The following is a 22,507-nucleotide window of genomic DNA, read 5'->3' as shown; positions in this document are numbered from 1 at the left end:
CGGACGGCGACGGCGACGTGAAGGAGAAGCAGTGATCAACAAGGTGGTCGGCAGTGCGGCGGAGGCCGTGGCGGACATCCCGGACGGCGCCTCGCTCGCCGTCGGCGGGTTCGGTCTGTGCGGGATCCCGGTGACGCTCATCGATGCCCTGCACGCGCAGGGGACGGCGGAGCTCGAGACGGTCAGCAACAACTGCGGCGTGGACGGCTGGGGCCTCGGGATCCTCCTGTCCGATCACCGCATCCGACGGACCATCAGCTCCTACGTCGGCGAGAACAAGGAGTTCGCGCGCCAGTACCTCTCGGGCGAGCTCGAGGTGGAGCTGACGCCGCAGGGCACGCTCGCCGAGAAGCTCCGGGCGGGCGGCGCGGGCATCCCCGCCTTCTACACGACGGCGGGGGTCGGCACGCAGGTCAGCGAGGGCGGCCTGCCGCAGCGGTACGACGCCGAGGGGAACATCGCCGTCGCCTCCCAGGCCAAGGAGGTGCGGTCCTTCGACGGCGTCGACTACGTGCTGGAGGAGTCGCTGCGGCCCGACTACGCCATGGTGCACGCCTGGAAGGGGGACCGGCACGGCAACCTCGTCTTCCACGCGACCGCGATGAACTTCAACCCGCTCTGCGCGCAGGCCGGGCGGATCACCATCGCGGAGGTCGAGGAACTCGTCGAGCCGGGCGAGCTGGACCCCGCACAGGTCCACACACCCGGTATCTTCGTGCAGCGCGTCGTCGTCGCCGGCGATGTTCAGAAGCGCGTCGAGAAGCGGACCGTCTCGATCGCCGGCAGCCCCGATCCGCAGGCCGGCCTCAACGCACCCGAAGGAGCATGACGATGGCGCTCACCCGCAACGACCTCGCCGCGAGGGTCGCCCTGGAGCTCGAGAACGGCCAGTACGTCAATCTCGGCATCGGCATGCCCACGCTCATCCCGAACTACATCCCCGACGGCGTCGAGGTGGTGCTGCACTCGGAGAACGGCATCCTCGGCGTGGGACCCTACCCCGCGGAGGACGCCGTCGATCCCGACCTCATCAACGCCGGCAAGGAGACCGTCACCGCGAACGCCGGTGCCGCCTACTTCGACTCGGCCGCGTCCTTCGGCATGATCCGCGGTGGCCACGTGGACGTCGCCGTGCTCGGCGCGATGGAGGTCGCCCGGAACGGCGACCTCGCGAACTGGATGGTGCCGGGGAAGATGGTCAAGGGCATGGGCGGTGCCATGGATCTCGTGTTCGGTGCCAAGCGGGTGATCGTCATGATGGAGCACGTCGACCGTGCCGGACGCCCCAAGATCGTCGAGGCGTGCTCCCTCCCGCTGACGGGCAAGGGCTGCGTGAACCGCATCGTCACCGACCTCGCCGTGATCGACGTCGAGGCGGACGGCCTCGTGCTGCGCGAGACGGCGCCCGGTGTCACGGTCGACGACGTGGTGGCGGCCACGGGCGCACCGCTGCGGATCGCCCTCACGGACGCCGCGGCGTGACCGCTCCCGCCGCCCCGTCGGGCGACACCGACGGGACAGCCCCCGACCGCCGCGTCATCGAGCAGCGTGGTCTCTACCTCGACGAGCTCGACGTGGGTGCCGTCTACGCCCACCGGCCGGGCCGTACCCTCACCGAGGCGGACAACGTCCTGTTCACGACCCTCACCATGAACACCCAGGCCCTGCACCTCGACGCCGCCTGGTCCGAGGGCCAGCCGTTCGGCCAGCGGCTCGTCAACTCGATGCTGACCCTCGCGACGCTCGTCGGCCAGTCGGTCTCGCAGCTGACGCAGGGCACCATCGTGGCGCAGCTGGGCCTGACCGACGTCGCCTTCCCGAAGCCGCTCTTCCACGGGGACACCCTGTACACGGAGACGGAGGTCACCGGTGTCCGCGCGTCCTCGTCCCGCCCCGGCCAGGGCATCGCGACCATGACCCACACCGGACGCAACCAGCACGGCGACGTCGTCGCCACCGCCACCCGCTCGGTGCTCATGTGGTCCTCGGCGGCGGCCCCGACCACAGCACGGACGACGGCCCCGACGACGGTCGCGCAGGAGCGAGTATGAGCGGCATCCAGCTCGGACCCGCACTCCTCTTCTGCCCGGCCGATCGCCCCGAGCGCTACGCGAAGGCGGCCGAGCGGTCGGACACGGTCATCCTCGACCTCGAGGACGCCGTCGCTCCCGCCGCGAAGCCGGCCGCCCGGCAGGCGCTCGCCGCCTCGTCGCTCGATCCCGCCCGGACCGTGGTCCGCCTGAACGCCGTCGGCACGGCCGACTTCGCCCTCGACTGCGAGGCCGTCCGCGGCACGCCGTACCGGACGGTCATGCTGGCCAAGACCGAATCACCGGAGGACGTCGACGCCGTCCGCTCGGCCCTCGGCGAGGTCGACGTCATCGCCCTCTGCGAGACCGCGCGCGGCGTCGTGAACGCCGTGGGGATCGCCCGCGCGGAGGGTGTCACCGCGCTCATGTGGGGCGCGGAGGACCTGGTCGCCTCCCTCGGCGGCACGTCCAGCCGGTCGCCGGACGGCATGTACCGCGCCGTGGCCCTGCACGCGCGCTCGCAGGTGCTGCTCGCCGCCGGGTCGGCGGGCCGCACCGCCATCGACGCCGTGTACGTGGACATCGCCGATGCCCGCGGCTTGGGCCTGGAGGCGGAGGATGCCGTCGCCTCGGGCTTCGGCGCCAAGGCCTGCATCCACCCGGGCCAGGTCGCAGCCGTGCGCACGGCATTCGCGCCCGCCGCCGCCGACGTCGAGCACGCGCGGGCGCTGCTCGCCGCCGCCGAGCACGAGCGCGGGGTCTTCACCCACGAGGGGCGCATGGTCGACGAGCCCATCCTCCGGCACGCCCGGAGCGTGCTGGCCAGGGCCCGCGCCTGACGGTCGGGCTCCTGCGGGATACTGGTCCCATGGATTTCAGCAACCCGACGCGGGAGCACCGGCGCGTCACCATCCTCGGTTCCACCGGCTCCATCGGCACGCAGGCCCTCGACGTCATCGCCGCCGCACCGGACCGGTTCAGCGTCGCCGGGATCAGCGCGGGCGGGCGGGATCCGGAGCTCCTCGCACGCCAGGCCGTCGCCGTCCGGGCCCCGGCGGTCGGCGTCGCCACCGGCAGCGAGGCCGTGCTCGAGCAGGCCATCGGCACGGCAGCGGACGAGGCCGGCGTGTCCGGCTACGCACCCCGGCTCTTCGTGGGGGACCGGGCGGCCTCGGACGTCGCGGCGTGGCCCGACGCGGACGTCGTCCTCAACGGCATCACCGGGTCCATCGGCCTGGAGCCGACGCTGGCGGCGCTGGGTGCCGGGCACCTCCTCGCGCTCGCCAACAAGGAATCGCTGATCGCCGGGGGAGCCCTCGTGCGCGCGGCGGCCGCCCCCGGCCAGCTCGTCCCCGTGGACTCCGAGCACTCCGCCATCGCGCAGGCCCTGCGCGGCGGGACTGCGGACGAGGTGGACCGGCTCGTGCTGACGGCGTCCGGCGGTCCGTTCCGCGGCATGACGCGGGCACAGTTGCAGGACGTCACGCCGGCGCAGGCCGTCGCCCACCCCACCTGGGACATGGGCCGCGTGATCAGCACCAACTCCGCGTCGATGGTGAACAAGGCCCTCGAGGTCATCGAGGCGCACCTGCTGTTCGACATCCCGCTCGAGCGCATCGACGTCGTCGTGCACCCGCAGTCCATGATCCACTCCATGGTCCAGTTCATCGACGGATCCACGCTCGCCCAGGCATCGCCGCCGGACATGCGCCTGCCCATCGCCCTCGGCATCGGCTGGCCGTTCCGCGTGGCCGGGTCCGCCCGCGCCTGCGATTGGAGCCGGCCGTCGGAGTGGACGTTCGAGCCGCTCGACGAGCAGGCCTTCCCCGCGATCGTGGAGGCCAAGCGGGCGGCAGCCGAGGGCGGCACGCGCATGGCGGTGTTCAACGCCGCGAACGAGGAGGCCGTCGAGGCGTTCCACCAGGGAGCCATCGGCTTCACGGACATCGTGGACATCGTGTCCGCCGTCGTCGACGAGCAGCGCCGCCTGGACGCGGATGCAGGAACTGCGCTGACCCTGGCTGCCGTGCTCGAGGCGGAGCGCTGGGCACGTACGCGGGCGCGGATCCGTTGTGGGGTGGTGGAACCAGCGGCCGGGGCGGCCGCTGCCGAAGACCTGAAGGACACGTTATGACCGTTCTGCTGTTCATCGCCGGCGTCCTCGTCGTCGTCGTCGGCATCGCCGCGTCGATCGCCCTGCACGAGGTGGGGCACCTGGTCCCCGCGAAGCTGTTCCGGGTCCGGGTCACGCAGTACATGGTGGGGTTCGGGCCGACCGTCTGGTCCCGCCGCCGCGGGGAGACCGAGTACGGGTTCAAGGCCATCCCGGCAGGCGGCTACGTCTCGATGGTGGGCATGTTCCCGCCTGCCTCGACGGCGGCCGGAGCCGTGCGGCGGTCCAGCACGGGCGTCTTCCAGCAGCTCACCGACGACGCGCGCCAGGCGGCCGCCGAGCAGCTGCAGCCCGGCGACGAGGACCGCGTGTTCTACAAGCTGCCCATCTGGAAGCGCATCATCATCATGCTCGGTGGTCCCCTGATGAACCTGCTGATCGGGACCGTGCTGTTCGCCGTCCTGATCATGGGCTTCGGCACCGCGCAGCCCACCACCACGCTGTCCTCCGTCTCCGAGTGCGTCGTCCCCGCGAGCCAGCAGGCCGCCACGGGCCAGACCGAGTGCACGCCGGCCGACCCGGCCGCTCCCGGCTCCGAGGCGGGCCTGCTGCCCGGGGATCGGATCGTCGCCTTCGACGGCCGGGAGGTCGCCGACTGGGACTCCTTCTCGGGCTGGATCCGCGAGGCCGCGGGCCGCGAGGTGTCCATCAGCTACGTGCGCGACGGCGAGACCATCGAGTCGACCATCACGCCCCTCCTGACGGAGCGGCCCGTCGCCTCGGAGGACGGCACGCCTCTGGTGGACGACGACGGCGTGGCGGTGACGCAGGAGGTCGGCTTCCTCGGCGTCGGGTCCACGCAGGAGCTCGTCCCGCAGCCCGCGGGTGAGGTGCTGCCCGCCGTGGGCGATTCCCTCGCCCGGGTGGCCGGGGTGGTGCTCAACCTGCCGCAGCGTGTCGTCGACGTCGGTCAGGCAGCGTTCTCCGACGCGCCGCGTGATCCCGAGGGGCCCATCAGCGTGGTGGGTGTCGGGCGGATCGCCGGCGAGATCTCGGCGATGGAGGAGATCCCGGTGGCGTCCCGGACCGCGACGCTCATCGGCCTGGTGGCCGGCGTGAACCTGGCCCTGTTCGTCTTCAACCTGATCCCCCTCCTCCCGCTCGACGGCGGACATGTGGCGGGCGCCCTGTGGGAGGGACTGAGGAGGACGTTCGCCCGCCTGGTCCGGCGTCCCGATCCGGGGCCGTTCGACATGGCGAAGCTCCTCCCGCTCACCTATGCGGTGGCGATCCTGCTGATGGGCATGGGCGTGCTCCTGATCTACGCCGACATCGTGAAGCCGGTCGACTTGTTCGGCTGATCGGTTGTAAATCGTATTTCAACCCCATAAGGTTGATGAATGTTCGTCCTCACCATCGACCAGATCGGCAGCCGGAGCTCGACCGACCGGATTCCCGAGCTGCTCGCGCTCCTCCGTCCGGTCCCCACGGTCCTGCCGTGGGAGCGATCGGTCGGCGACGAGGCCCAGGGCGTCCTCGCCGGGTCATCCGACGTCGTCCAGGCCGTGCTCCTGTGCCTCCGCGCGGGCGGCTGGTACATCGGTATCGGCGTCGGGGAGATCGACACGCCGCTGCCCACCTCTCCCCGGGAGGGACGCGGTTCGGCCTTCGTCCACGCCCGGGCCGCCGTCGACCGTGCGAAGAAGACGGGGGAGCGCGCGCCGCTCGCGGTCGAGGGGCCCGACGGCGCAGCCGAGGCGGAGGGCGTCCTGGCTCTCCTCGGACGCCATGTCCTGGCGCGGTCGGAGGCCGAGTGGCGCATCCTCGACCTCCTCGAACCGGGAGTGCGCGGCACGCAGACCGCCGTCGCCCGGACGCTGGGCATCACGCCGCAGGCCGTGAGCAAGGCCGCCGCCAGGGCGGCCTGGCACGAGGAGCAGGCGGTGCGACCCGCGGCGGCGCGGCTGCTGACGTGGGTGGACCGTGACGCGGTGACGCCGTGACGAGGTGACGCCGTGACGAGGTGACGCCGTGACGCCGTGACGCGGTGACGCGGTGACGCAAAGACGCCGTGACGCCTGTCCCGCGGGCGGGGCGCAGCGGTGGCCGCGATCGTGGGTGCCGTGCGGTAGACATGGAGCAGGACGGTCGGGCCGGGCGTCCGGCCGGTCGCGGAAGGGGAATCGATGGAGGCTCTGTGGATCGTCGTGGCCCTGCTCGCCGCGGGCGGCGTCGGACTACCCGTGACCATGCTGGTGCTGCGCCTGGCCCGGTCGGTCGACACCGCGGAGCGCCGCCGCGCAGAACCGCCCGAGCCCGCCGACCAGCCCCAGTTCGAGCTGCCGGCACCGCCCGCCGAGCCTCCGAGGGCGCCGGTGGACGCCCTGCCGCCGGGCGTCCTGCGCGGCGGGCTGGTGATCGGGGTGCTCGAGCGCCTCGCGGTCACCGTGGCGATCCTCGGCGGTCAGCCGGTCGCGATCGCCTACGTCGTGGCGGTGAAGGCCCTGGGCAGGTACGCGGAGCTGAAGGAGTCACCCGCGGCCTCCGAGCGCTTCATTATCGGGACCCTGGCCTCCATGCTGTGGGCCGCGGGTGTCGCGTCGGTCGTCAAGGTCTACCTGCTGTGATTCACGTAGGGTGAGGCCATGAGTATCTTCGCCGTCGAATACGTGTACAACCCCGATCACGAGGAGCTCCGCGCGGAGCACCGCCCCGCGCACCGCCAGTGGCTCGAGGAGCTCGTCGGGCAGGGCCGCGTCCTCGCCGCAGGACCCTTCACGGACGGCAGCGGCGCGCTCCTGATGTTCTCCGCCGAGACGGAGGCGGACCTCAACCAGCTCGTCAGCGAGGACCCCTTCGCGCGGGTCGGTGCCATCTCGGCCGTGCAGACCACGGAGTGGAACCCGGTCATCGGGGCGTTCCGCGACCGCGTGTGAGCACCGTGTGAGATGGATCGCGGGCGGCCCGCGAAGCCCCGGGTCGGGTGGATAATGAAATCAGGAATCTCGTCACACGAGCGGTTCAGGCCGCCAGCATGGAGGATGTTTTGACCTCGGTCAGCCTAGGAATGCCAGCAGCACCGCCGCCCGTCCTCGCCCCCCGGCGCAAGACCCGCCAGATCAAGGTCGGATCGGTGGGTGTGGGCTCGGATTCGCCGATCAGCATCCAGTCGATGACCACCACGCCGACCACGGACATCAACGGGACGCTGCAGCAGATCGCGGAGCTCACGGCCACGGGCTGCGACATCGTCCGTGTCGCCTGCCCCTCCGCCGACGACGCCGCGGCGCTGCCCATCATCGCGAAGAAGTCGCAGATCCCCGTGATCGCGGACATCCACTTCCAGCCCAAGTACGTGTTCGCCGCGATCGACGCCGGCTGCGCCGCGGTCCGCGTCAATCCGGGCAACATCCGCAAGTTCGACGACCAGGTCAAGCAGATCGCCGCGGCGGCGAAGGCCGCCGGGACCTCGATCCGCATCGGCGTCAACGCCGGCTCGCTCGATCCCCGGCTGATGGAGAAGTACGGCAAGGCGACGCCCGAGGCCCTCGTCGAGTCCGCCGTGTGGGAGGCATCCCTCTTCGAGGAGCACGACTTCCACGACTTCAAGATCTCCGTGAAGCACAACGACCCCGTCATCATGGTGCGGGCCTACGAGCTCCTCGCCGAGCGCGGCGACTGGCCGCTGCACCTCGGCGTCACCGAGGCCGGCCCCGCCTTCCAGGGCACCATCAAGTCCGCCACGGCCTTCGGCGCCCTGCTCTCCAAGGGGATCGGCGACACCATCCGCGTCTCGCTCTCCGCCCCGCCGGTCGAGGAGGTCAAGGTCGGCAACCAGATCCTGCAGTCCCTGAACCTCCGCCCCCGCAAGCTGGAGATCGTCTCCTGCCCGTCGTGCGGCCGCGCCCAGGTGGACGTCTACACGCTCGCCGAGGAGGTCACCGCCGGCCTCGAGGGCATGGAGGTGCCCCTCCGCGTCGCGGTGATGGGGTGCGTCGTGAACGGTCCTGGAGAGGCCCGCGAGGCCGACCTCGGCGTCGCGTCCGGCAACGGCAAGGGACAGATCTTCGTTCGGGGAGAGGTCATCAAGACCGTCCCCGAGGACCAGATCGTGGAGACACTCATCGAGGAAGCGATGCGGCTCGCAGAGGAGATGGGTGAGGCTGATGGCGAAACTGCTGGCCAGGGTGGCCCCATGGTTACCGTTAGCTAGACCCCAGGCCGATCCCGAAGGACCGTGGTCCTTCCGCGTCCTCGGCGAACAGGACACCCGGGACCTCTGGGCGATCGTCAACGACGACCCGGTGGCGAACGTGTTCGTGGCGTCGCACCTCGACTCGAGGGGGAGTGCCGCGCCGTCGCTCGCGGGCGGGGAGATCATCGGCATGTTCCGGCACAACGAGCTGCGCGCCGCCTGCTGGGCGGGCGTGAACCTCGTACCGGTCGGCGTCACGGACGAGACCGGGGCCATCTTCGGCGACCATCTCGGGCGCTCCGGCCGCACCTTCTCCTCCATCTTCGGACTCTCCGAGGGCGTCATGGACCTCTGGTCCACCCTCGAGGACTACAGCGGAGAACCCTTCGACGTGCGCCCCACCCAGCCGCTCATGGCGATCCACTCGGACCCGCTCATCGCACCGGCCGAGGACCTGCGCTTCACCCGGCCCGAGGAGCTCGACCGGCTCCTGCCCGCCTGTGCGGCGATGTTCGAGGAGGAGGTGGGCTACTCACCGTTCATCGGCGGATCGGACCACTACCGCCGCCGTGTCGCCTCCCTCATCGGACGGAAGCACTCCCTGGCGGCGTTCGACGACGGCGGCACGGTGGTCTTCAAGGCCGAACTGGGCACCGTGTCCTCCCAGGCCGTCCAGGTGCAGGGCGTGTGGATGAACCCCGACCACCGGGGCGAGGGACGCAGCGCGGCCTACATGGCCGCAGTCGTCGTCGCCGCCCGCTCCCTGGCACCGACGGTGAGCCTCTACGTGAACTCGTATAACGCGCGCGCCATCGCCGCGTACAAGCGCGTGGGGTTCGATCAGGTGGACACCTTCGCGACCATCCTCTTCTGAGGAGCCGCCAGCGGGGCGCCCGTCGCGTGCCCGTCCCGGCGGGCCGACCCGCTAGATTGGTACCTGTTGTCTCCCGCCGGACGGCGGTGGGACCGATGGCAGCGCACCACCCAGACGAACGGACACCCGCGTGGTCTTACGACTCTCGACCCTCTTCCTGCGCACCCTGCGCGAGGATCCCGCCGACGCCGAGGTGGCGAGCCACCGCCTGCTCCTCCGCGCGGGCTACATCCGGCGAGCGGCCCCCGGGATCTACAGCTGGCTGCCGCTGGGACTGAAGGTGCTGGCGCGCGTCGAGGCGATCGTCCGCGAGGAGATGGAGGCGATCGGAGCGCAGGAGGTCCACTTCCCGGCGCTGCTCCCCAAGGAGCCCTACGAGGCCACCAACCGCTGGACCGAGTACGGCGACGGCATCTTCCGCCTCCAGGACCGCAAGGGCGCGGACTACCTCCTGGCGCCCACGCACGAGGAGATGTTCACGCTGCTGGTGAAGGACCTGTACACCTCCTACAAGGACCTTCCCGTCAGCCTGTTCCAGATCCAGACCAAGTACCGCGACGAGGCGAGGCCCCGCGCGGGACTCCTCCGCGGCCGCGAGTTCATCATGAAGGACTCCTACTCCTTCGACATCGACGACGAGGGCCTCGAGGCGAGCTACCAGCTGCACCGGGGAGCCTACCTGCGGATCTTCGAGCGTCTCGGGCTCGACGTCGTCCCCGTCACCGCGACGGCCGGGGCCATGGGCGGGTCCAGGAGCGAGGAGTTCCTCCACCCCACCCCGATCGGCGAGGACACCTTCGTGCGCTCCGCCGGCGGCTACACCGCCAACGTGGAGGCCGTGACCACGGTGGTCCCGGAGCCCGTGGACTTCTCCGCCGCCCCCGCGGCCGAGGTGCGGGACACGCCCGACACCCCCACCATCGACACGCTCGTGGCCCATGCCAACGCCTCGGCACCGCGTGAGGACCGTGCCTGGACGGCGGCGGACACGCTGAAGAACGTGGTGCTCGCCGCTGTGCTGCCGACCGGCGAGCGGGAGATCGTCGTCGTCGGCGTTCCCGGTGACCGGTCCGTGGACCTCAAGCGCATCGAGGCGACCATCGCCGGCCACCTCGAGACGGGCGGGGAAGTGACCGTTGAGGCTGCGAACGAGGACGACCTGAAGAAGAACCCCGGACTGGTCAAGGGCTACATCGGCCCCGGCCTCACCCCCGGGGACGCCGTGCTCGGGGCCGACGCGTCGACGGGCCTGCGCTACCTCGTGGACCCACGGATCGTCAGCGGTACCGCCTGGATCACCGGCGCCAACGAGCAGGGCAGGCACGTGTTCGGACTGGTGGCCGGCCGCGACTTCACCTGGGACGGCACCATCGAGGCCGTGGAGGTGCGCGAGGGCGACGAGGCCCCCGACGGATCCGGCCCGCTGGTGGCCGCCCGCGGCATCGAGATGGGCCACATCTTCCAGCTCGGCCGGAAGTACGCGGAGGCCCTCGGCCTCAAGGTCCTGGACCGGAACGGGAAGCTCGCCACCGTGACCATGGGCTCCTACGGGGTGGGTGTCACCCGCGCCATCGCGGCCCTCGCGGAGGCCAACCACGACGATCGGGGACTGATCTGGCCCCGCCACGTCGCCCCCGCCGATGTCCACGTCGTGGCGACGGGCAAGGGCGCCGAGATCTTCGAGGCGGCCGAGAAGCTCGCCGTCGATCTCGAGGCGGCCGGTCTGACGGTGCTCTACGACGACCGTCCGAAGGTCTCTCCCGGCGTGAAGTTCGGAGATGCGGAGCTCATCGGCGTCCCGACGATCGTCGTCGTGGGCCGTGGGCTCGCCGAGGGGGTCCTCGAGGTCAAGGACCGCCGCACGGGCGAGGCGCAGAACGTCGCGGTGGCCGACGCCGTCGCGCTGGTGCGCGGCATCGCCGCAGACTAGCGGCGATGTTCCCCGTGGGCTCGGGACTCGAGGAACTGCACCTCGCGACCATCCTGCTGGTCCTCGTCGCGGGATTCGCAGCGGGCTGGGTCGATGCCGTCGTGGGCGGCGGAGGCCTGCTGCAGCTCCCGGCTCTGCTGCTGGTGCCCGGCATCACGCCCGTCGAGGCCCTCGCCACGAACAAGCTGGGCTCCATCTTCGGGACGACGACGAGCGCCGTCACGTACTACCGGCGCGCGCATCCCGACCTGCGGACGGCGCTGCCCATGGCGGCGATCGCCCTCGGAGGCAGCTTCGGCGGCGCCATCCTGGCCGCGTCGCTGCCGTCGTCGGTCTTCAAGCCGATCATCGTGGCCGCCCTCGTCGCCGTCGCGATCTTCACCGCGCTGAAGCCGTCCGTGGGGACCCTCACGCAGCTGCGCCACCACGGCGCACGCCACTACGGCACGGCGGCCGGCATCGGACTCGTCATCGGGTTCTACGACGGGCTGATCGGCCCGGGCACGGGATCCTTCCTCATCATCGCGATGGTCACGCTGCTGGGGTACAACTTCCTCGGCGCCAGCGCGAAGGCGAAGATCGTGAACATGGCGACCAACTTCGGTGCCCTCATGTTCTTCCTGCCCAACGGGTCCATCCTGTGGGGCCTCGGCCTGCTGCTCGGCGTCGCGAACATGGCCGGTGGCTACACGGGCTCCCGCATGGCGATCAGCCAGGGCAGCAGGTTCATCCGGATCGTGTTCCTCGCGGTCGTCGGCGCGCTGATCGTCAAGCTGGGCTACGACGTGTGGGTGGAGAACATCCGACCGCTGATGGCGTCCGACTAGTCCCTGCCGGGTGGTCCCTGCCGGGTGATTCCCTCCGGCCGCTCCTGGCGGGCGCCGCCTACAGGGCGGGCAGGTCGCCCACCGCAGGCAGGCCGTCGAGGGTCCTGCCGAGCACCGAACTGGCGACCCAGAGCGAGCGCTCGGCATCGCCGGTCCGCCCGTGACCGAGGTAGGAGAGTGCGTTCCTGACCTCCCGCACCACCGTCCAGCCGCGCGCCAGCTCCCCGTCGAAGCCCGCTGCCGCGGCGAGGGCGGAGCAGTGTGCCCGGAGATGGCCGGCCGGATCCGTCCCGTCGAGCTCGCCGAGCCTGTTCCACAGCATGGGCGCGACGGCGTACTCCGCGTCACCGAGGACGAGTTTGGGGTCGATCGCGGTGAAGTCGCGCAGCTGTCCCGGTGTCGACGGCAGGAGATTCCCGTAGTGCAGGTCGGTGTGCACCAGCACGTCCCGCTCTGACCGCCGGCCGAGCACCCCCCGCGACTGGCACACCTCGAGGGCGGACTCCATCAGCCACCGCGGGAAGGGTTCGCCGAGTTCGTCCCAGCGTGCCGGCAGCGTGTCCGTCCACTGCTCGGCCTCGGAGGCCAGATGCGGGAAGGACGCCCAGAGCGGGCTGTCGCCCGGCGTGATGGACAGCCGGCGGACCACATCGGCCCAGGGCCCCGGGGTCTCGTCGAGGGGTACGTCACGCAGGGACCGGTCGCCGTCGAGCCGGTCGAGCAGCAGGGTGAAGTCAGGGCGTGAGGCCGCGAGCAGGGTCACCGCGCCGTGCCCGTCCCACAGCTCCAGCGCGTCCGGCTCGGGACGGGCCTCCTCGTGCGGGATCGTGATCTTGAGGACCGCAGCCGCGGGGCCGGTCGCCCTCCGGCGGGTCACCGGCACGACGACGGCGCACTGTCCGGCCCAGGCGGGCTGCCCCGGCGGCAGATCGAGCTCCAGGTCCCAGGCGGCGAGACGATCCATCAGGACGGTGCTCCACTCCCGCATCCACCGTGCACCACCCTCGATGGTGCGGGCGCTGGCCACGAGCTGCGGGGGCAGGTCCGGCGGCCCGGCGACGGACTGTCGAGGCGGATGACCGTGCTCAGCCATCACCGGGCTCCGGTGCGACGGAGGGTGCAGTGGTGCCGGGTGCGGCGCCGCCGGCCGGATCCGCGGCATCCTCCAGGCCGGGGAGCGCCGTCAGCGGCGTCCCGGCGTCGAGACTGCGCTGCGCGGCCGCGTTGTACGAGGTGACGGCCCAGGCGCGAGCCTCGGGTCCGACGGTGGCGAGGAGGTCGACGTAGAAGACGGCGTGGTCCTGCTCGAGCTCCCGCACGGCGCCGGCGGGATCGGCGCGGAACCCCGTACCCAGCGCGTGACCGGCAGGGGCGGGGCCGGCCGGTGCGCAGAGCAGGGCCAGGCGCTCGGCTGCGGCGTCTGCCGCAGCCCGGTGGACACCCGACCGCGCCAGGGCGTCGCCCGGTTCCGGGAGCAGGGCGGCTGCGACGTCGTAGGCGTAGGCGGCGCGCTCCTCGGCGGCCTTGGCCTCCAGCAGGGCTGCGCGATCCGCGTCCGGGCCCAGGGGAGTGTCCGTGCACTCGACATCGGGGTCCACCGTGCCCGCTCCGCCGGGACGCGCCCCCGACGGACCGGGGCCGGCTCCGGGCGCCCCCGTCGGCGGGATCGCGGTGGCCGGACCGGACGGCACGGAAGGAGGGGATGAGGGGCCGTCCGGTCCGCCGGGCAGCCCGGAGAAGAGACCGGTCCCGGCCGCGAGATCGGTCGCGGGGACGGCATCGGCCGGGGGGAGACCGGGGTCGGCGCCGAGGAGCACGGACAGCAGCACGGCGTTCCGCCACTGGTTCGCCCCGGCTGCGGCGAGCACGCGGCCCGGACCCGGCTCGGCCTGCGCGGCATCATGGAGGCTTCGGAGCGCACTCTCCCGGAGCCCGGCGAGGACCGCACGGCCGTCGGCCGTCACCGCCGGGCCGGGCGTCGAGGACGCTTCCGGAGACGGCAAGAGGGGTTCCGATCCCTCGGGGTCCTGCGTCGGCGCTGCGGGAGAGCGCGGCAGCGCGACGGCGTCCGCCTGCACCTCGAGGTCCTCGGCGAGGGCGGTGAGGACGTCCGCGGCGGCCGGATCGAGGGCCGCGGCAGACCGCGCGTCCGCCGCCAGCGCGGTGTAGCCCGCCTCGGCGTCGAGCTGTGCCTGTTCGGTGGGGGAGGAGGACGGCCCGTCGGGTTCGGGCGGCCGCACGCCCAGGCCGAGGCCGACGACGAGGAGCACGGCGACGAACAGGCCGACCAGCCGGACGGCCCAGCCGGCGGCCCGACGCAGGCCGGAGGTCCGGCGCCCTTCGCGCGCCCGATCGCCGCCCTTCCGCCCCCGCACAGTCACAGTCCCCGATGATGCCACGGAGGGCCGCGTTCCCCCCGGTCACACACCGGGCGCCACGGAATGTCGGTACTCTTGGTGGACAACATCATCGAGTGGGAGGCAGCCATGGCGGTCCGGTCCGGGAACGAAAATCAAGCCTCGACCCGCAAGACGGCCGTCGAGGCCGAACTGCAGGCCGAGGCACAGCGCCTGCGGACCAGGCTGCAGCCCGTGGTGGAGCAGCACAACCTCTATCTGGAGGATGTGGACATCAAGGTCGCCGGCTCGCACCGCACTGTGCACGTGGTCGTCGACCTCCCCGAGGAAGCCTCCGGCAGCGTCGGCCTCGATGTGATCTCCGCCATCTCCACCGACCTCTCGGCCGCCATGGACAGCGACCCGGACGACGACGACCGCCCGTACAGCCTCGAGATCTCCTCGCCCGGTGTCTCGCGGCCCCTCACGGAACCGCGGCACTGGCGACGCAGTGTCGGGCGCCTGGTGGAGGTCAAGCCGGTCACCGGCGACGTCGTGGTCGGCAGGCTGCAGGAGGTCACCGCCTCCGGTATCCGGCTCCTCCCGCAACTGCCCGTCAAGAAGGGCATGAAGCCGAAGCAGGGCGACCCCCTCGCGCTCGAGTTCGCCAAGATCCGCACGGGGACCGTGCAGGTCGAATTCGCGCATCTCGATGATGAACACACCGACCACACCGATGGGGCCGAACCGGATTCCTCCGGCGCCGAGCACCACGCGTAAGGAGATCCACATGGACATCGACATGAGCGCCCTGAGGCTGCTCGAGCGCGAGCGGGAGATCCCGCTCGACAAGCTCATCCCGACGATCGAGCAGGCACTGCTCATCGCCTATCACCGCTCCCCGGGGGCGCAGGAGACCGCACGCGCGGAGCTCGATCGCCGCAACGGCCACGTCACCATCTGGGCGACGGAGAAGAACGACGACGGCGAGAGCGTCGGCGAGTTCGACGACACCCCGAGCGGCTTCGGCCGTATCGCGGCGAGCACGGCGCGCCAGATCATCCTGCAGCGGCTGCGTGACGCGGAGGACGAGAACATCCTCGGCGAGTTCCGCGGCAAGGAGGGCGAACTCGTCGCCGGCATGATCCAGCAGGGCAACAACCCGCACATGATCCAGGTGAACCTCGGGTCCGTCGAGGCCGTCCTGCCGCCGCCCGAGCAGGTCCCCGGCGAGAAGTACCTGCACGGCACCCGGCTCCGTGCCTTCGTCGTCGATGTCCACCGTGGGATGAAGGGCCCCTCGATCACGCTGTCGCGGTCCCACCCCGGCCTGGTCAGGAAGCTCTTCGAGCTGGAGGTGCCGGAGATCGCGGACAGGACCGTCGAGATCGTTGCCCTGGCACGCGAGGCGGGTCACCGGACGAAGATCGCGGTCAAGGCCAACGTCCCGGGCGTCAACGCCAAGGGTGCATGCATCGGGGAGATGGGGACGCGGGTCCGTGCGGTCATGAACGAGCTCAACGACGAGAAGATCGACATCGTGGACTACAACGACGACGCCGCGGCCTTCATCGCCAGCTCGCTGTCGCCGTCGCGCGTCACCTCCGTCACGATCACGGACGAGGCCACGCGCTCCGCCCGCGTCGTCGTGCCCGACTACCAGCTGTCCCTGGCCATCGGCAAGGAGGGCCAGAACGCGCGCCTCGCGGCGAAGCTGACCGGATGGCGGATCGACATCGTGTCCGATGCCGCGCAGCCCGCGCAGGCGACGAAAGCCTGATCCGTCCGGTCTCCCGGAACGGTCGGAAGGGGTAGAATGGAAGGGACTGCTGTCGAGTCGCGCCCGGACGACGTCGGTTCACGACGAGGATCCGGGCACCATCCGGCGGATGCCCATCCCGTACGCACCTGCGTGGGATGCCGCCGGCGGGACCGCCAGTCACACGTGATGCGGGTCGTTGCACGACCGATGGACGGACAGATCGTCGCCGTCATCGATGAGCGGCGCCGGCTATCCGGACGGGGTGCTTGGCTGCATCCCGACCCGGCATGCATGGACACGGCCATCAAGCGGAGGGCCTTCAGCAGGGCCTTCCGCGGACCGGTCGACACTGCGCAGTTGGCAGTGGACTTCCAGGCATACCTGGGGCGTCTGAACCGAGGCCCCGATTCACCACCGTCCTCCCTGAAAGCGGGTCAGAACCCTCATGGAAACCCGATGAGAACCCAGCGATGAGTGCGCAACGATGACCCATCCGTTGCGCTCTGCATTCGATCTGCCAGCCGCCCTCGCGACTGGGATCAGCAGTAGGAAATAGACGGTTCGTGCCTGACTCGGTGCGGACCGAGACAGGAGAAATGTGGCCAAGGTCCGCGTACACGAGCTCGCGAAAGAGCTCGGTATAACCTCGAAAGACGCAGTCGCAAAACTGCAGGAACTGGGCGAATTCGTTCGTTCAGCCTCGTCCACCATCGAGGCCCCCGTCGTGAAGAAGCTTCGCGGCGCATTCCCCGATGCCGGTGGCGCCAAGACCGCCCCGGCACCCGCACCCTCACGTCCCTCGGCGCCCACGCCGTCGGGCCCGAAGCCGGGAGCTGCCCAGGCGGCACCCGAAGCGCCAGCACCCGCAGCGCCGGCAGCACCCGTTGCGCCGGCAGCGCCGGCGGCAGCAGCCCCGGCCGCTCCGCAGGCATCGCCGTTCTCGAACGGTGCCGCGCCCGCTGACGTCCCCGCCCCCGCCGCCCAGGCGACTCCCGCGCCGACCCAGCAGGGTTCGCAGGAGGAACCGGGCCGTCCCGGCCCCCGTCCGGCCACGCCGCCCGCGGCGCCGTCCGCAGGGACGACGCGTCCGTCGGGAGCCCGTCCCGGTGGCGCTCCCCGCCCGGGCAACAACCCGTTCGCGCCCTCGCAGGGCATGGGTTCGCGCCGCGGCGACACCGACCGTCCCGAGCGCACCTCGCGTCCGGGCAACAACCCGTTCGCGCCCTCGCAGGGGATGCCGCGCCCGGGCCGTCGTGACGATGCGCAGCAGCGCCCCGCCGCCGGTCCCGGTGGACCCCGTCCCGCAGCCGGTGCGGGCGGACCCCGTCCCGCGGCAGGTGCCGGCGGTCCCCGTCCGGGCGCACCCCGTCCCGGCGCCCCCCGTCCCGGTGGCGCACCCGGATCACGCCCCACCCCGGGCATGATGCCCAACCGCACCGAGCGTCCCGCTGCCCCCGGCCGCGGAGCACCCGGCGCGGGAGCCGGTCCGCGCCGCGGTCCCGGTGGAGCCCCCAACAGCCCGAGCGGTGCACCCGCCGGCGGCGGCTTCGGCAAGGGCGGCCGCGGACGCGGCGGCACCGCCGGTGCCTTCGGCAAGGGCGGCGCCGGTCGCGGCAAGCAGCGCAAGTCGAAGCGTGCGAAGCGGCAGGAACTCGAGCAGATGTCGGCTCCCTCGCTGGGCGGCGTCAGCGTACCCCGTGGGGACGGCAACACCGTCGTCACGATGCGCCGTGGCTCGTCCATCACGGACTTCGCCGACAAGATCGAGGCGAACCCCGCAGCACTGGTGACCGTGCTCTTCCACCTTGGCGAGATGGCCACGGCCACCCAGTCGCTGGACGAGGACACCTTCGAGGTCCTGGGAACCGAGCTCGGCTACAAGATCCAGGTCGTGTCCCCCGAGGACGAGGAGCGCGAACTCCTCAGCAGCTTCGACATCGACTTCGATGCGGAGCTCGAGGCCGAGGGTGACGATGACCTGGAGGCCCGCCCGCCGGTCGTCACGGTCATGGGCCACGTCGACCATGGTAAGACGCGACTGCTCGACGCCGTCCGCAACACCAAGGTCGTCGAGGGCGAGCACGGTGGCATCACCCAGCACATCGGTGCCTACCAGATCCAGCACGTCCACGAGGACTCCACGCGGGCCATCACCTTCATCGACACCCCCGGTCACGAGGCGTTCACCGCCATGCGTGCCCGTGGTGCGAAGGTCACGGACATCGCCGTGCTCGTCGTGGCCGCCGACGACGGCGTCATGCCGCAGACCGTCGAGGCGCTGAACCACGCCCAGGCAGCCAACGTGCCGATCGTCGTCGCCGTCAACAAGATGGACAAGGAAGGCGCGAACCCGGACAAGGTCAAGGGCCAGCTCACCGAGTACGGCCTGGTCCCCGAGGAATACGGTGGCGACACCATGTTCGTCCACGTCTCCGCGCTCCAGGGCATGGGGATCGACGAGCTCCTCGAGGCCGTCCTGCTCACGGCCGATGCCGCGCTGGACATGCGGGCCAACCCGAACAAGGACGCCCGCGGTATCGCGATCGAGGCCAACCTCGACCGCGGCCGGGGTGCTGTCGCGACGGTGCTCGTGCAGTCCGGAACGTTGAACGTCGGCGACACGATCGTGGCCGGTACGGCTCACGGCCGTGTGCGCGCGATGTTCGACGAGAACGGCGACGTCGTCACGAAGGCCGAGCCGTCCCGCCCGGTCCAGGTGCTGGGCCTATCCAACGTGCCCCGCGCCGGTGACACGTTCTTCGTCACGGACGACGAGCGCACCGCCCGTCAGATCGCCGAGAAGCGTGAGGCAGCGGACCGCAATGCGGCCCTCGCCAAGCGCCGCAAGCGCATCAGCCTCGAGGACTTCGACCAGGCCGTCGCCGACGGCAAGGTCGACACCCTCAACCTCATCCTCAAGGGTGACGTCTCGGGTGCCGTGGAGGCCCTGGAGGACTCGCTGCTCAAGATCGACGTCGGCGAAGGCGTGCAGCTGCGCGTCATCCACCGCGGCGTCGGTGCGATCACGCAGAACGACGTCAACCTGGCGACGGTCGACAACGCGATCATCATCGGCTTCAACGTCAAGCCGGCCGAGCGCGTCGCCGACCTGGCCGAGCGTGAGGGCGTCGACATGCGTTTCTACTCGGTCATCTACGCCGCGATCGACGATATCGAGCTCGCCCTCAAGGGCATGCTCAAGCCGGAGTACGAGGAGGTGCAGCTCGGTACCGCAGAGGTCCGCGAGGTGTTCCGTTCCTCCAAATTCGGCAACATCGCCGGTTCGATCGTCCGGTCGGGCATCATCCGGCGGAACTCGCGGGCCCGTGTCCTGCGCGACGGCAAGGTCATCGGGGACAACCTCTCCGTGGACTCGCTCAAGCGCTTCAAGGACGATGCCACCGAGGTCCGGACGGACTTCGAGTGCGGTATCGGCCTGGGGTCGTTCAACGACGTCAAGGAAGGCGACACCATCGAGACCTTCGAGATGCGGGAGAAGCCCCGCGTCTAGGCCGTAGGTCAGCACAGGCGCTCCGGTCCTCCGGGGCGCCTGTGCCTGTCGCACCACCGGGACCCGCCGGCCGGGTCCCCCCACCAGACCAGCTTCAGTAGGAGTATCAGCAATGGCAGATCCGGCCCGCGCCGCGCGGCTCGCGCAGCGCATCAAAGTCATCGTCGCCGAGGCGCTCCGGCGCCGCGTGAAGGATCCCCGGCTGGAAGCCGTGACCATCACCGACGCGCGCGTCACGAACGACCTCCAGCACGCCACGCTCTACTACACGGTGCTGGGCGATCCGGAGGAGCAGCAGGCAACGCGCATGGCGCTCGAATCCGCCCGGGGCGTCCTTCGCTCGGAGGTCGGCAAGAACATCACCGCCCGGCTGACGCCCACGCTGGAGTTCGTCCCCGACGAGGTGCCGGTCAACGCCAGCCACCTCGAGGAATTGCTGCAGAAGGCGCGGGAGCGTGACGCGGAGGTGGCCGCGATCGCCCAGGGCGCGGACTTCGCCGGGGACGCGGACCCGTACCGCACCTCGGAGGACGACGAGGCGGCCCGCTAGGCTCCTCCTCCCGTCCGTTCCACGGATGGCCTGTACGACAACGGCAGCCGACCTCCGGGTCGGCTGCCGTTGTCGTATCCGGGGCATCGGAGCTCGTCCGGAACCGCTTCGGACGTCGTCGGCGGGAGCCGGGGGACCGTTTGTTCCCCTACCCGAGGAGGGCTGACCCTGCGGGCAGCACGGCGTCGACCGGATCAGGACCGACGCGGCGGTGCGGGCAGCCTGGACAGGCCCTCGACGAGATCCGCGGTCCGTCCGCAGAGGGCGATCCGCACCCAGCCCTCACCCATCGAACCGAAGGCCGTACCCGGTGCGAGGGCCACTCCGTGCTCGGCGAGGAAGGACCGCGTCCAGGCGCGGACATCCCCGCCCGTCGCGTGGCGGAGGTCCGCCCACAGATAGAAGGCGCCCCGGGCGTCGAGGTAGTCGATGCCCAGCCGGTCCAGCACGGCGGTCGCCTCGTCGCGATTGGCCCTGTAGTGATCCAGGGCGGTCCTGACGTAGTCCTGCGGACCCGTGAGCGCGGCGAGCCCGGCGTACTGGGAGGCGGCCGAGACGCAGGAGACCGTGGACTCCATGACGTTGCTGAGGACGGCCTCCATCCCGGGCGGAACCACGAGGGCGCCGATGCGCAGCCCGGTGAGTCCGTAGGTCTTCGAGAGGGTGAGGGAGGTGATGATCCTGGCCTCCGTGGCCTCGGCGACGGCCTCGGGGCCCCCGGCGTCGAACCGCGCGGGGCTGACGTGCGGCACGTCGTAGGTGAAGGCCTCGTAGCATTCGTCGGAGATGATCCAGAGATCGTTCCGATGCGCGAACCGGACGAGCGCGCGCGTCAGGTCGTGGCTGAACACCGAGCCGAGCGGGTTCGACGGGGAGTTGAGCATGAGCACGCGTGTCGTCGGCGTCACGAGGCCCTGCAGATCCTCGATGCGCGGCTGGAAGCCGTGGCCCGGCACCAGGGGATAGGGCACCGGCCGGCCGCCCAGGAGTCCGACCGTCATCGCGAAGGTCGGGTACCCGGGATCGGGGACGAGGACCTCGTCCCCCTCGCCGATGAGGGTGCTGAGCGCCAGGTGGAGGCCCTGCTGAGCTCCGGCGACGATGAAGATGCGTGACGGGTCGTCGTCCACGCCCGCGAGGCTCGCGAACCTGGACGCGAAGGCCGCACGGACCGGGCCGATGCCCGCGTTGGGTGTGTAGTTGGTGTCGTCCCGGTCGAGCGCGGCCATACCGGCCTCCAGGACGTGGCGGGCGACGGGGAAGGCCGGTTCGCCGATGCTCAGGACGATCGAGTCCGGGACCGCCCAGGCCGCCTGCGTGATCTCGCGGATCTGGTTGACCGGGACATTCGCCACGCGGGCGGGAGCGGAGGGCATAGGCAGTAGGGTATCGCGGCGGGCTGCGGGAGTCCGGGCAGGCGTCCTGGGTCGGCGACGACAGCAGGGACCGTACTGCCGCGCCCATATACTGGGAGGCGTGAATGCAGGGCAGGTCCACTCAGGGCTCATCATCGTGGACAAGCCACAGGGCTGGACCAGTCATGACGTCGTCGGCCGGATGCGACGGCTCGCCGGCACCCGCAAGGTGGGCCACGCGGGCACCCTCGACCCGATGGCCACCGGGGTGCTCGTGATCGGCATCAACCGCGCGACGCGTCTCCTCACCTACATCGTCGGCACGACCAAGACCTACACGGCGACGATCCGCCTGGGCCAGTCCACGATCACCGACGACGCCGAGGGCGAGATCACCGGTGGCAGCATCGCGGCGGCCGTGACCGAGGACGAGATCCGGTCCGCGATCGCGGACCTCACGGGCGACATCGAGCAGGTGCCGAGCAGCGTCAGTGCCATCAAGGTCAAGGGCGAGAGGTCCTACGCCCGCGTCCGGGCCGGCGAAGACGTCGACCTGCCGTCCCGACCGGTCACCATCCACCGCTTCGACGTCCATTCGATCCGCCGCGTGAACAACGGGCGGCTCCAGGACGTCGACGTGACGGTCGAGTGCAGTTCCGGCACGTACATCCGCGCCCTCGCCCGCGACCTCGGCTCCGCGCTCTCCGTCGGCGGGCACCTGACGGCGCTCCGCCGCACCCGCGTCGGCCCCTACTCCATCGAGCAGGCACGCACGCTCGAGCAACTCGCGGAGGACCTCTCCGTCCTCCCGCTGGACGACGCGGGCCGGGCGCTCTTCCCCGTCCGGGACCTGTCCGAGGCCGAGACCGCGGACGTGTCCCACGGGCGGAGGATCGAGCCCAGTGCCCGGACCGACGTCCCCGTCGCGGCGTTCGCCCCCGATGGCACCCTCGTGGCGCTGCTCGAGAACCGCGGTGCTGCCGCACGGACCGTGCTGGTCTTCGCGCCCGGCGGGAAGGAGTGA

Annotated in this window: 22 protein-coding genes; 19 read left to right on the top strand and 3 right to left on the bottom strand. The window is 71.1% G+C overall.

Annotated elements, in window-relative coordinates; translation table 11 throughout:
- The first annotated feature begins 31 nt into the window (after nucleotides 1-31).
- The 13 genes from ACTIMO_RS11060 to ACTIMO_RS11000 all read left to right on the top strand — a co-directional run bounded on the left by ACTIMO_RS11060 (nucleotide 32) and on the right by ACTIMO_RS11000 (nucleotide 11,969).
- Nucleotides 32-829, top strand: coding sequence for a CoA transferase subunit A (locus tag ACTIMO_RS11060; protein ID WP_448182445.1), 798 nt, complete (start codon nucleotides 32-34; stop codon nucleotides 827-829).
- 2 nt (nucleotides 830-831) lie between these two features.
- Nucleotides 832-1,482 carry a CoA transferase subunit B gene (locus ACTIMO_RS11055; protein WP_055772603.1) on the top strand — a complete coding sequence of 217 codons (651 nt, stop codon included), beginning with the start codon at nucleotides 832-834 and terminating at the stop codon, nucleotides 1,480-1,482.
- Nucleotides 1,479-2,051 (top strand): MaoC family dehydratase, encoded by a 573-nt coding sequence (locus ACTIMO_RS11050; RefSeq protein ID WP_448182444.1) that lies wholly within the window; start codon nucleotides 1,479-1,481, stop codon nucleotides 2,049-2,051. Before ACTIMO_RS11055 ends, ACTIMO_RS11050 begins: the two co-directional genes overlap by 4 nt.
- Nucleotides 2,048-2,869 (top strand): HpcH/HpaI aldolase/citrate lyase family protein, encoded by an 822-nt coding sequence (locus ACTIMO_RS11045; RefSeq protein ID WP_448182443.1) that lies wholly within the window; start codon nucleotides 2,048-2,050, stop codon nucleotides 2,867-2,869. The genes ACTIMO_RS11050 and ACTIMO_RS11045 overlap by 4 nt, the downstream gene beginning before the upstream one ends.
- 29 nt (nucleotides 2,870-2,898) lie before the next feature.
- Nucleotides 2,899-4,164, top strand: a complete 1,266-nt coding sequence (dxr, locus tag ACTIMO_RS11040; protein WP_448182442.1) for a 1-deoxy-D-xylulose-5-phosphate reductoisomerase — start codon at nucleotides 2,899-2,901, stop codon at nucleotides 4,162-4,164.
- Complete coding sequence (locus ACTIMO_RS11035; RefSeq protein WP_448182441.1) at nucleotides 4,161-5,504, top strand: M50 family metallopeptidase; 1,344 nt, start codon at nucleotides 4,161-4,163, stop codon at nucleotides 5,502-5,504. Before dxr ends, ACTIMO_RS11035 begins: the two co-directional genes overlap by 4 nt.
- 39 nt (nucleotides 5,505-5,543) lie before the next feature.
- Nucleotides 5,544-6,146: a MarR family transcriptional regulator gene (locus tag ACTIMO_RS11030; protein ID WP_448182440.1), complete on the top strand. Its 603-nt coding sequence runs from the start codon at nucleotides 5,544-5,546 to the stop codon at nucleotides 6,144-6,146.
- Between the two features lie 183 nt (nucleotides 6,147-6,329).
- On the top strand, nucleotides 6,330-6,770 hold the full coding sequence (locus tag ACTIMO_RS11025; protein WP_422391619.1) for a hypothetical protein: 441 nt from the start codon (nucleotides 6,330-6,332) through the stop codon (nucleotides 6,768-6,770).
- A gap of 18 nt (nucleotides 6,771-6,788) precedes the next feature.
- Nucleotides 6,789-7,079 (top strand): YciI family protein, encoded by a 291-nt coding sequence (locus tag ACTIMO_RS11020; protein ID WP_055772584.1) that lies wholly within the window; start codon nucleotides 6,789-6,791, stop codon nucleotides 7,077-7,079.
- A gap of 110 nt (nucleotides 7,080-7,189) precedes the next feature.
- Entirely contained in the window at nucleotides 7,190-8,356 is a 1,167-nt protein-coding gene (gene ispG, locus ACTIMO_RS11015; RefSeq protein ID WP_055772581.1) for a flavodoxin-dependent (E)-4-hydroxy-3-methylbut-2-enyl-diphosphate synthase, read from the top strand.
- Complete coding sequence (locus ACTIMO_RS11010; RefSeq protein ID WP_448182439.1) at nucleotides 8,310-9,212, top strand: GNAT family N-acetyltransferase; 903 nt, start codon at nucleotides 8,310-8,312, stop codon at nucleotides 9,210-9,212. Before ispG ends, ACTIMO_RS11010 begins: the two co-directional genes overlap by 47 nt.
- Nucleotides 9,213-9,342: 130 nt before the next feature.
- A complete protein-coding gene (locus ACTIMO_RS11005) occupies nucleotides 9,343-11,142 on the top strand; it encodes a proline--tRNA ligase (RefSeq protein ID WP_422391620.1) in 1,800 nt (599 codons plus the stop codon).
- Between the two features lie 14 nt (nucleotides 11,143-11,156).
- On the top strand, nucleotides 11,157-11,969 hold the full coding sequence (locus ACTIMO_RS11000) for a sulfite exporter TauE/SafE family protein (RefSeq protein WP_422392000.1): 813 nt from the start codon (nucleotides 11,157-11,159) through the stop codon (nucleotides 11,967-11,969).
- Nucleotides 11,970-12,027: 58 nt separating this feature from the next.
- Here the strand turns inward: ACTIMO_RS11000 and ACTIMO_RS10995 are convergent, their stop codons facing one another.
- Together ACTIMO_RS10995 and ACTIMO_RS10990 are read right to left on the bottom strand one after the other, a co-directional pair.
- Nucleotides 12,028-13,062, bottom strand: a complete 1,035-nt coding sequence (locus ACTIMO_RS10995; RefSeq protein WP_448182438.1) for an aminoglycoside phosphotransferase family protein — start codon at nucleotides 13,060-13,062, stop codon at nucleotides 12,028-12,030.
- Nucleotides 13,055-14,350, bottom strand: coding sequence for a DUF4439 domain-containing protein (locus ACTIMO_RS10990; RefSeq protein WP_422391621.1), 1,296 nt, complete (start codon nucleotides 14,348-14,350; stop codon nucleotides 13,055-13,057). Before ACTIMO_RS10990 ends, ACTIMO_RS10995 begins: the two co-directional genes overlap by 8 nt.
- Nucleotides 14,351-14,455: 105 nt before the next feature.
- On the opposite strand from ACTIMO_RS10990, the gene ACTIMO_RS10985 reads away from it, so the two are divergent.
- From ACTIMO_RS10985 to rbfA, 5 genes are all read left to right on the top strand, one after another.
- Nucleotides 14,456-15,085 (top strand): ribosome maturation factor RimP, encoded by a 630-nt coding sequence (locus ACTIMO_RS10985; protein ID WP_055772818.1) that lies wholly within the window; start codon nucleotides 14,456-14,458, stop codon nucleotides 15,083-15,085.
- Nucleotides 15,086-15,095: 10 nt separating this feature from the next.
- Nucleotides 15,096-16,085 (top strand): transcription termination factor NusA, encoded by a 990-nt coding sequence (gene nusA / locus ACTIMO_RS10980; RefSeq protein ID WP_448182437.1) that lies wholly within the window; start codon nucleotides 15,096-15,098, stop codon nucleotides 16,083-16,085.
- A 36-nt stretch (nucleotides 16,086-16,121) separates the two neighbouring features.
- Nucleotides 16,122-16,541 carry a YlxR family protein gene (locus tag ACTIMO_RS10975; protein WP_448182436.1) on the top strand — a complete coding sequence of 140 codons (420 nt, stop codon included), beginning with the start codon at nucleotides 16,122-16,124 and terminating at the stop codon, nucleotides 16,539-16,541.
- Nucleotides 16,542-16,665: 124 nt separating this feature from the next.
- The gene (infB, locus tag ACTIMO_RS10970; RefSeq protein ID WP_448182435.1) at nucleotides 16,666-19,578 is read left to right on the top strand and encodes a translation initiation factor IF-2; all 2,913 of its coding nucleotides are present in this window, start codon (nucleotides 16,666-16,668) and stop codon (nucleotides 19,576-19,578) included.
- Nucleotides 19,579-19,690: 112 nt separating this feature from the next.
- Nucleotides 19,691-20,128, top strand: a complete 438-nt coding sequence (gene rbfA / locus ACTIMO_RS10965) for a 30S ribosome-binding factor RbfA (RefSeq protein WP_055772560.1) — start codon at nucleotides 19,691-19,693, stop codon at nucleotides 20,126-20,128.
- Between the two features lie 194 nt (nucleotides 20,129-20,322).
- On the opposite strand, the gene ACTIMO_RS10960 is transcribed toward rbfA, so the two are convergent.
- Nucleotides 20,323-21,504 carry a pyridoxal phosphate-dependent aminotransferase gene (locus ACTIMO_RS10960; RefSeq protein WP_448182434.1) on the bottom strand — a complete coding sequence of 394 codons (1,182 nt, stop codon included), beginning with the start codon at nucleotides 21,502-21,504 and terminating at the stop codon, nucleotides 20,323-20,325.
- A gap of 100 nt (nucleotides 21,505-21,604) precedes the next feature.
- On the opposite strand from ACTIMO_RS10960, the gene truB reads away from it, so the two are divergent.
- Nucleotides 21,605-22,507, top strand: a complete 903-nt coding sequence (gene truB / locus ACTIMO_RS10955) for a tRNA pseudouridine(55) synthase TruB (protein WP_448182433.1) — start codon at nucleotides 21,605-21,607, stop codon at nucleotides 22,505-22,507.

Source organism: Arthrobacter sp. CP30 (genome assembly GCF_053470025.1).
This window is presented reverse-complemented; position numbering and strand designations above follow the sequence as displayed.

Coding starts and splice junctions, on each gene's coding strand:
- nusA (WP_448182437.1), top strand. CDS start 15,096: ATGGACATCGACATGAGCGCCCTGAGGCTGCTCGAGCGCGAGCGGGAG.
- ACTIMO_RS11020 (WP_055772584.1), top strand. CDS start 6,789: ATGAGTATCTTCGCCGTCGAATACGTGTACAACCCCGATCACGAGGAG.
- ACTIMO_RS11025 (WP_422391619.1), top strand. CDS start 6,330: ATGGAGGCTCTGTGGATCGTCGTGGCCCTGCTCGCCGCGGGCGGCGTC.
- dxr (WP_448182442.1), top strand. CDS start 2,899: ATGGATTTCAGCAACCCGACGCGGGAGCACCGGCGCGTCACCATCCTC.
- ACTIMO_RS11045 (WP_448182443.1), top strand. CDS start 2,048: ATGAGCGGCATCCAGCTCGGACCCGCACTCCTCTTCTGCCCGGCCGAT.
- rbfA (WP_055772560.1), top strand. CDS start 19,691: ATGGCAGATCCGGCCCGCGCCGCGCGGCTCGCGCAGCGCATCAAAGTC.
- ACTIMO_RS11030 (WP_448182440.1), top strand. CDS start 5,544: ATGTTCGTCCTCACCATCGACCAGATCGGCAGCCGGAGCTCGACCGAC.
- ACTIMO_RS10960 (WP_448182434.1), bottom strand. CDS start 21,504: ATGCCCTCCGCTCCCGCCCGCGTGGCGAATGTCCCGGTCAACCAGATC.
- ACTIMO_RS11010 (WP_448182439.1), top strand. CDS start 8,310: ATGGCGAAACTGCTGGCCAGGGTGGCCCCATGGTTACCGTTAGCTAGA.
- ACTIMO_RS10975 (WP_448182436.1), top strand. CDS start 16,122: ATGGAAGGGACTGCTGTCGAGTCGCGCCCGGACGACGTCGGTTCACGA.
- ACTIMO_RS11035 (WP_448182441.1), top strand. CDS start 4,161: ATGACCGTTCTGCTGTTCATCGCCGGCGTCCTCGTCGTCGTCGTCGGC.
- ACTIMO_RS10985 (WP_055772818.1), top strand. CDS start 14,456: ATGGCGGTCCGGTCCGGGAACGAAAATCAAGCCTCGACCCGCAAGACG.
- ACTIMO_RS10995 (WP_448182438.1), bottom strand. CDS start 13,062: ATGGCTGAGCACGGTCATCCGCCTCGACAGTCCGTCGCCGGGCCGCCG.
- ACTIMO_RS11055 (WP_055772603.1), top strand. CDS start 832: ATGGCGCTCACCCGCAACGACCTCGCCGCGAGGGTCGCCCTGGAGCTC.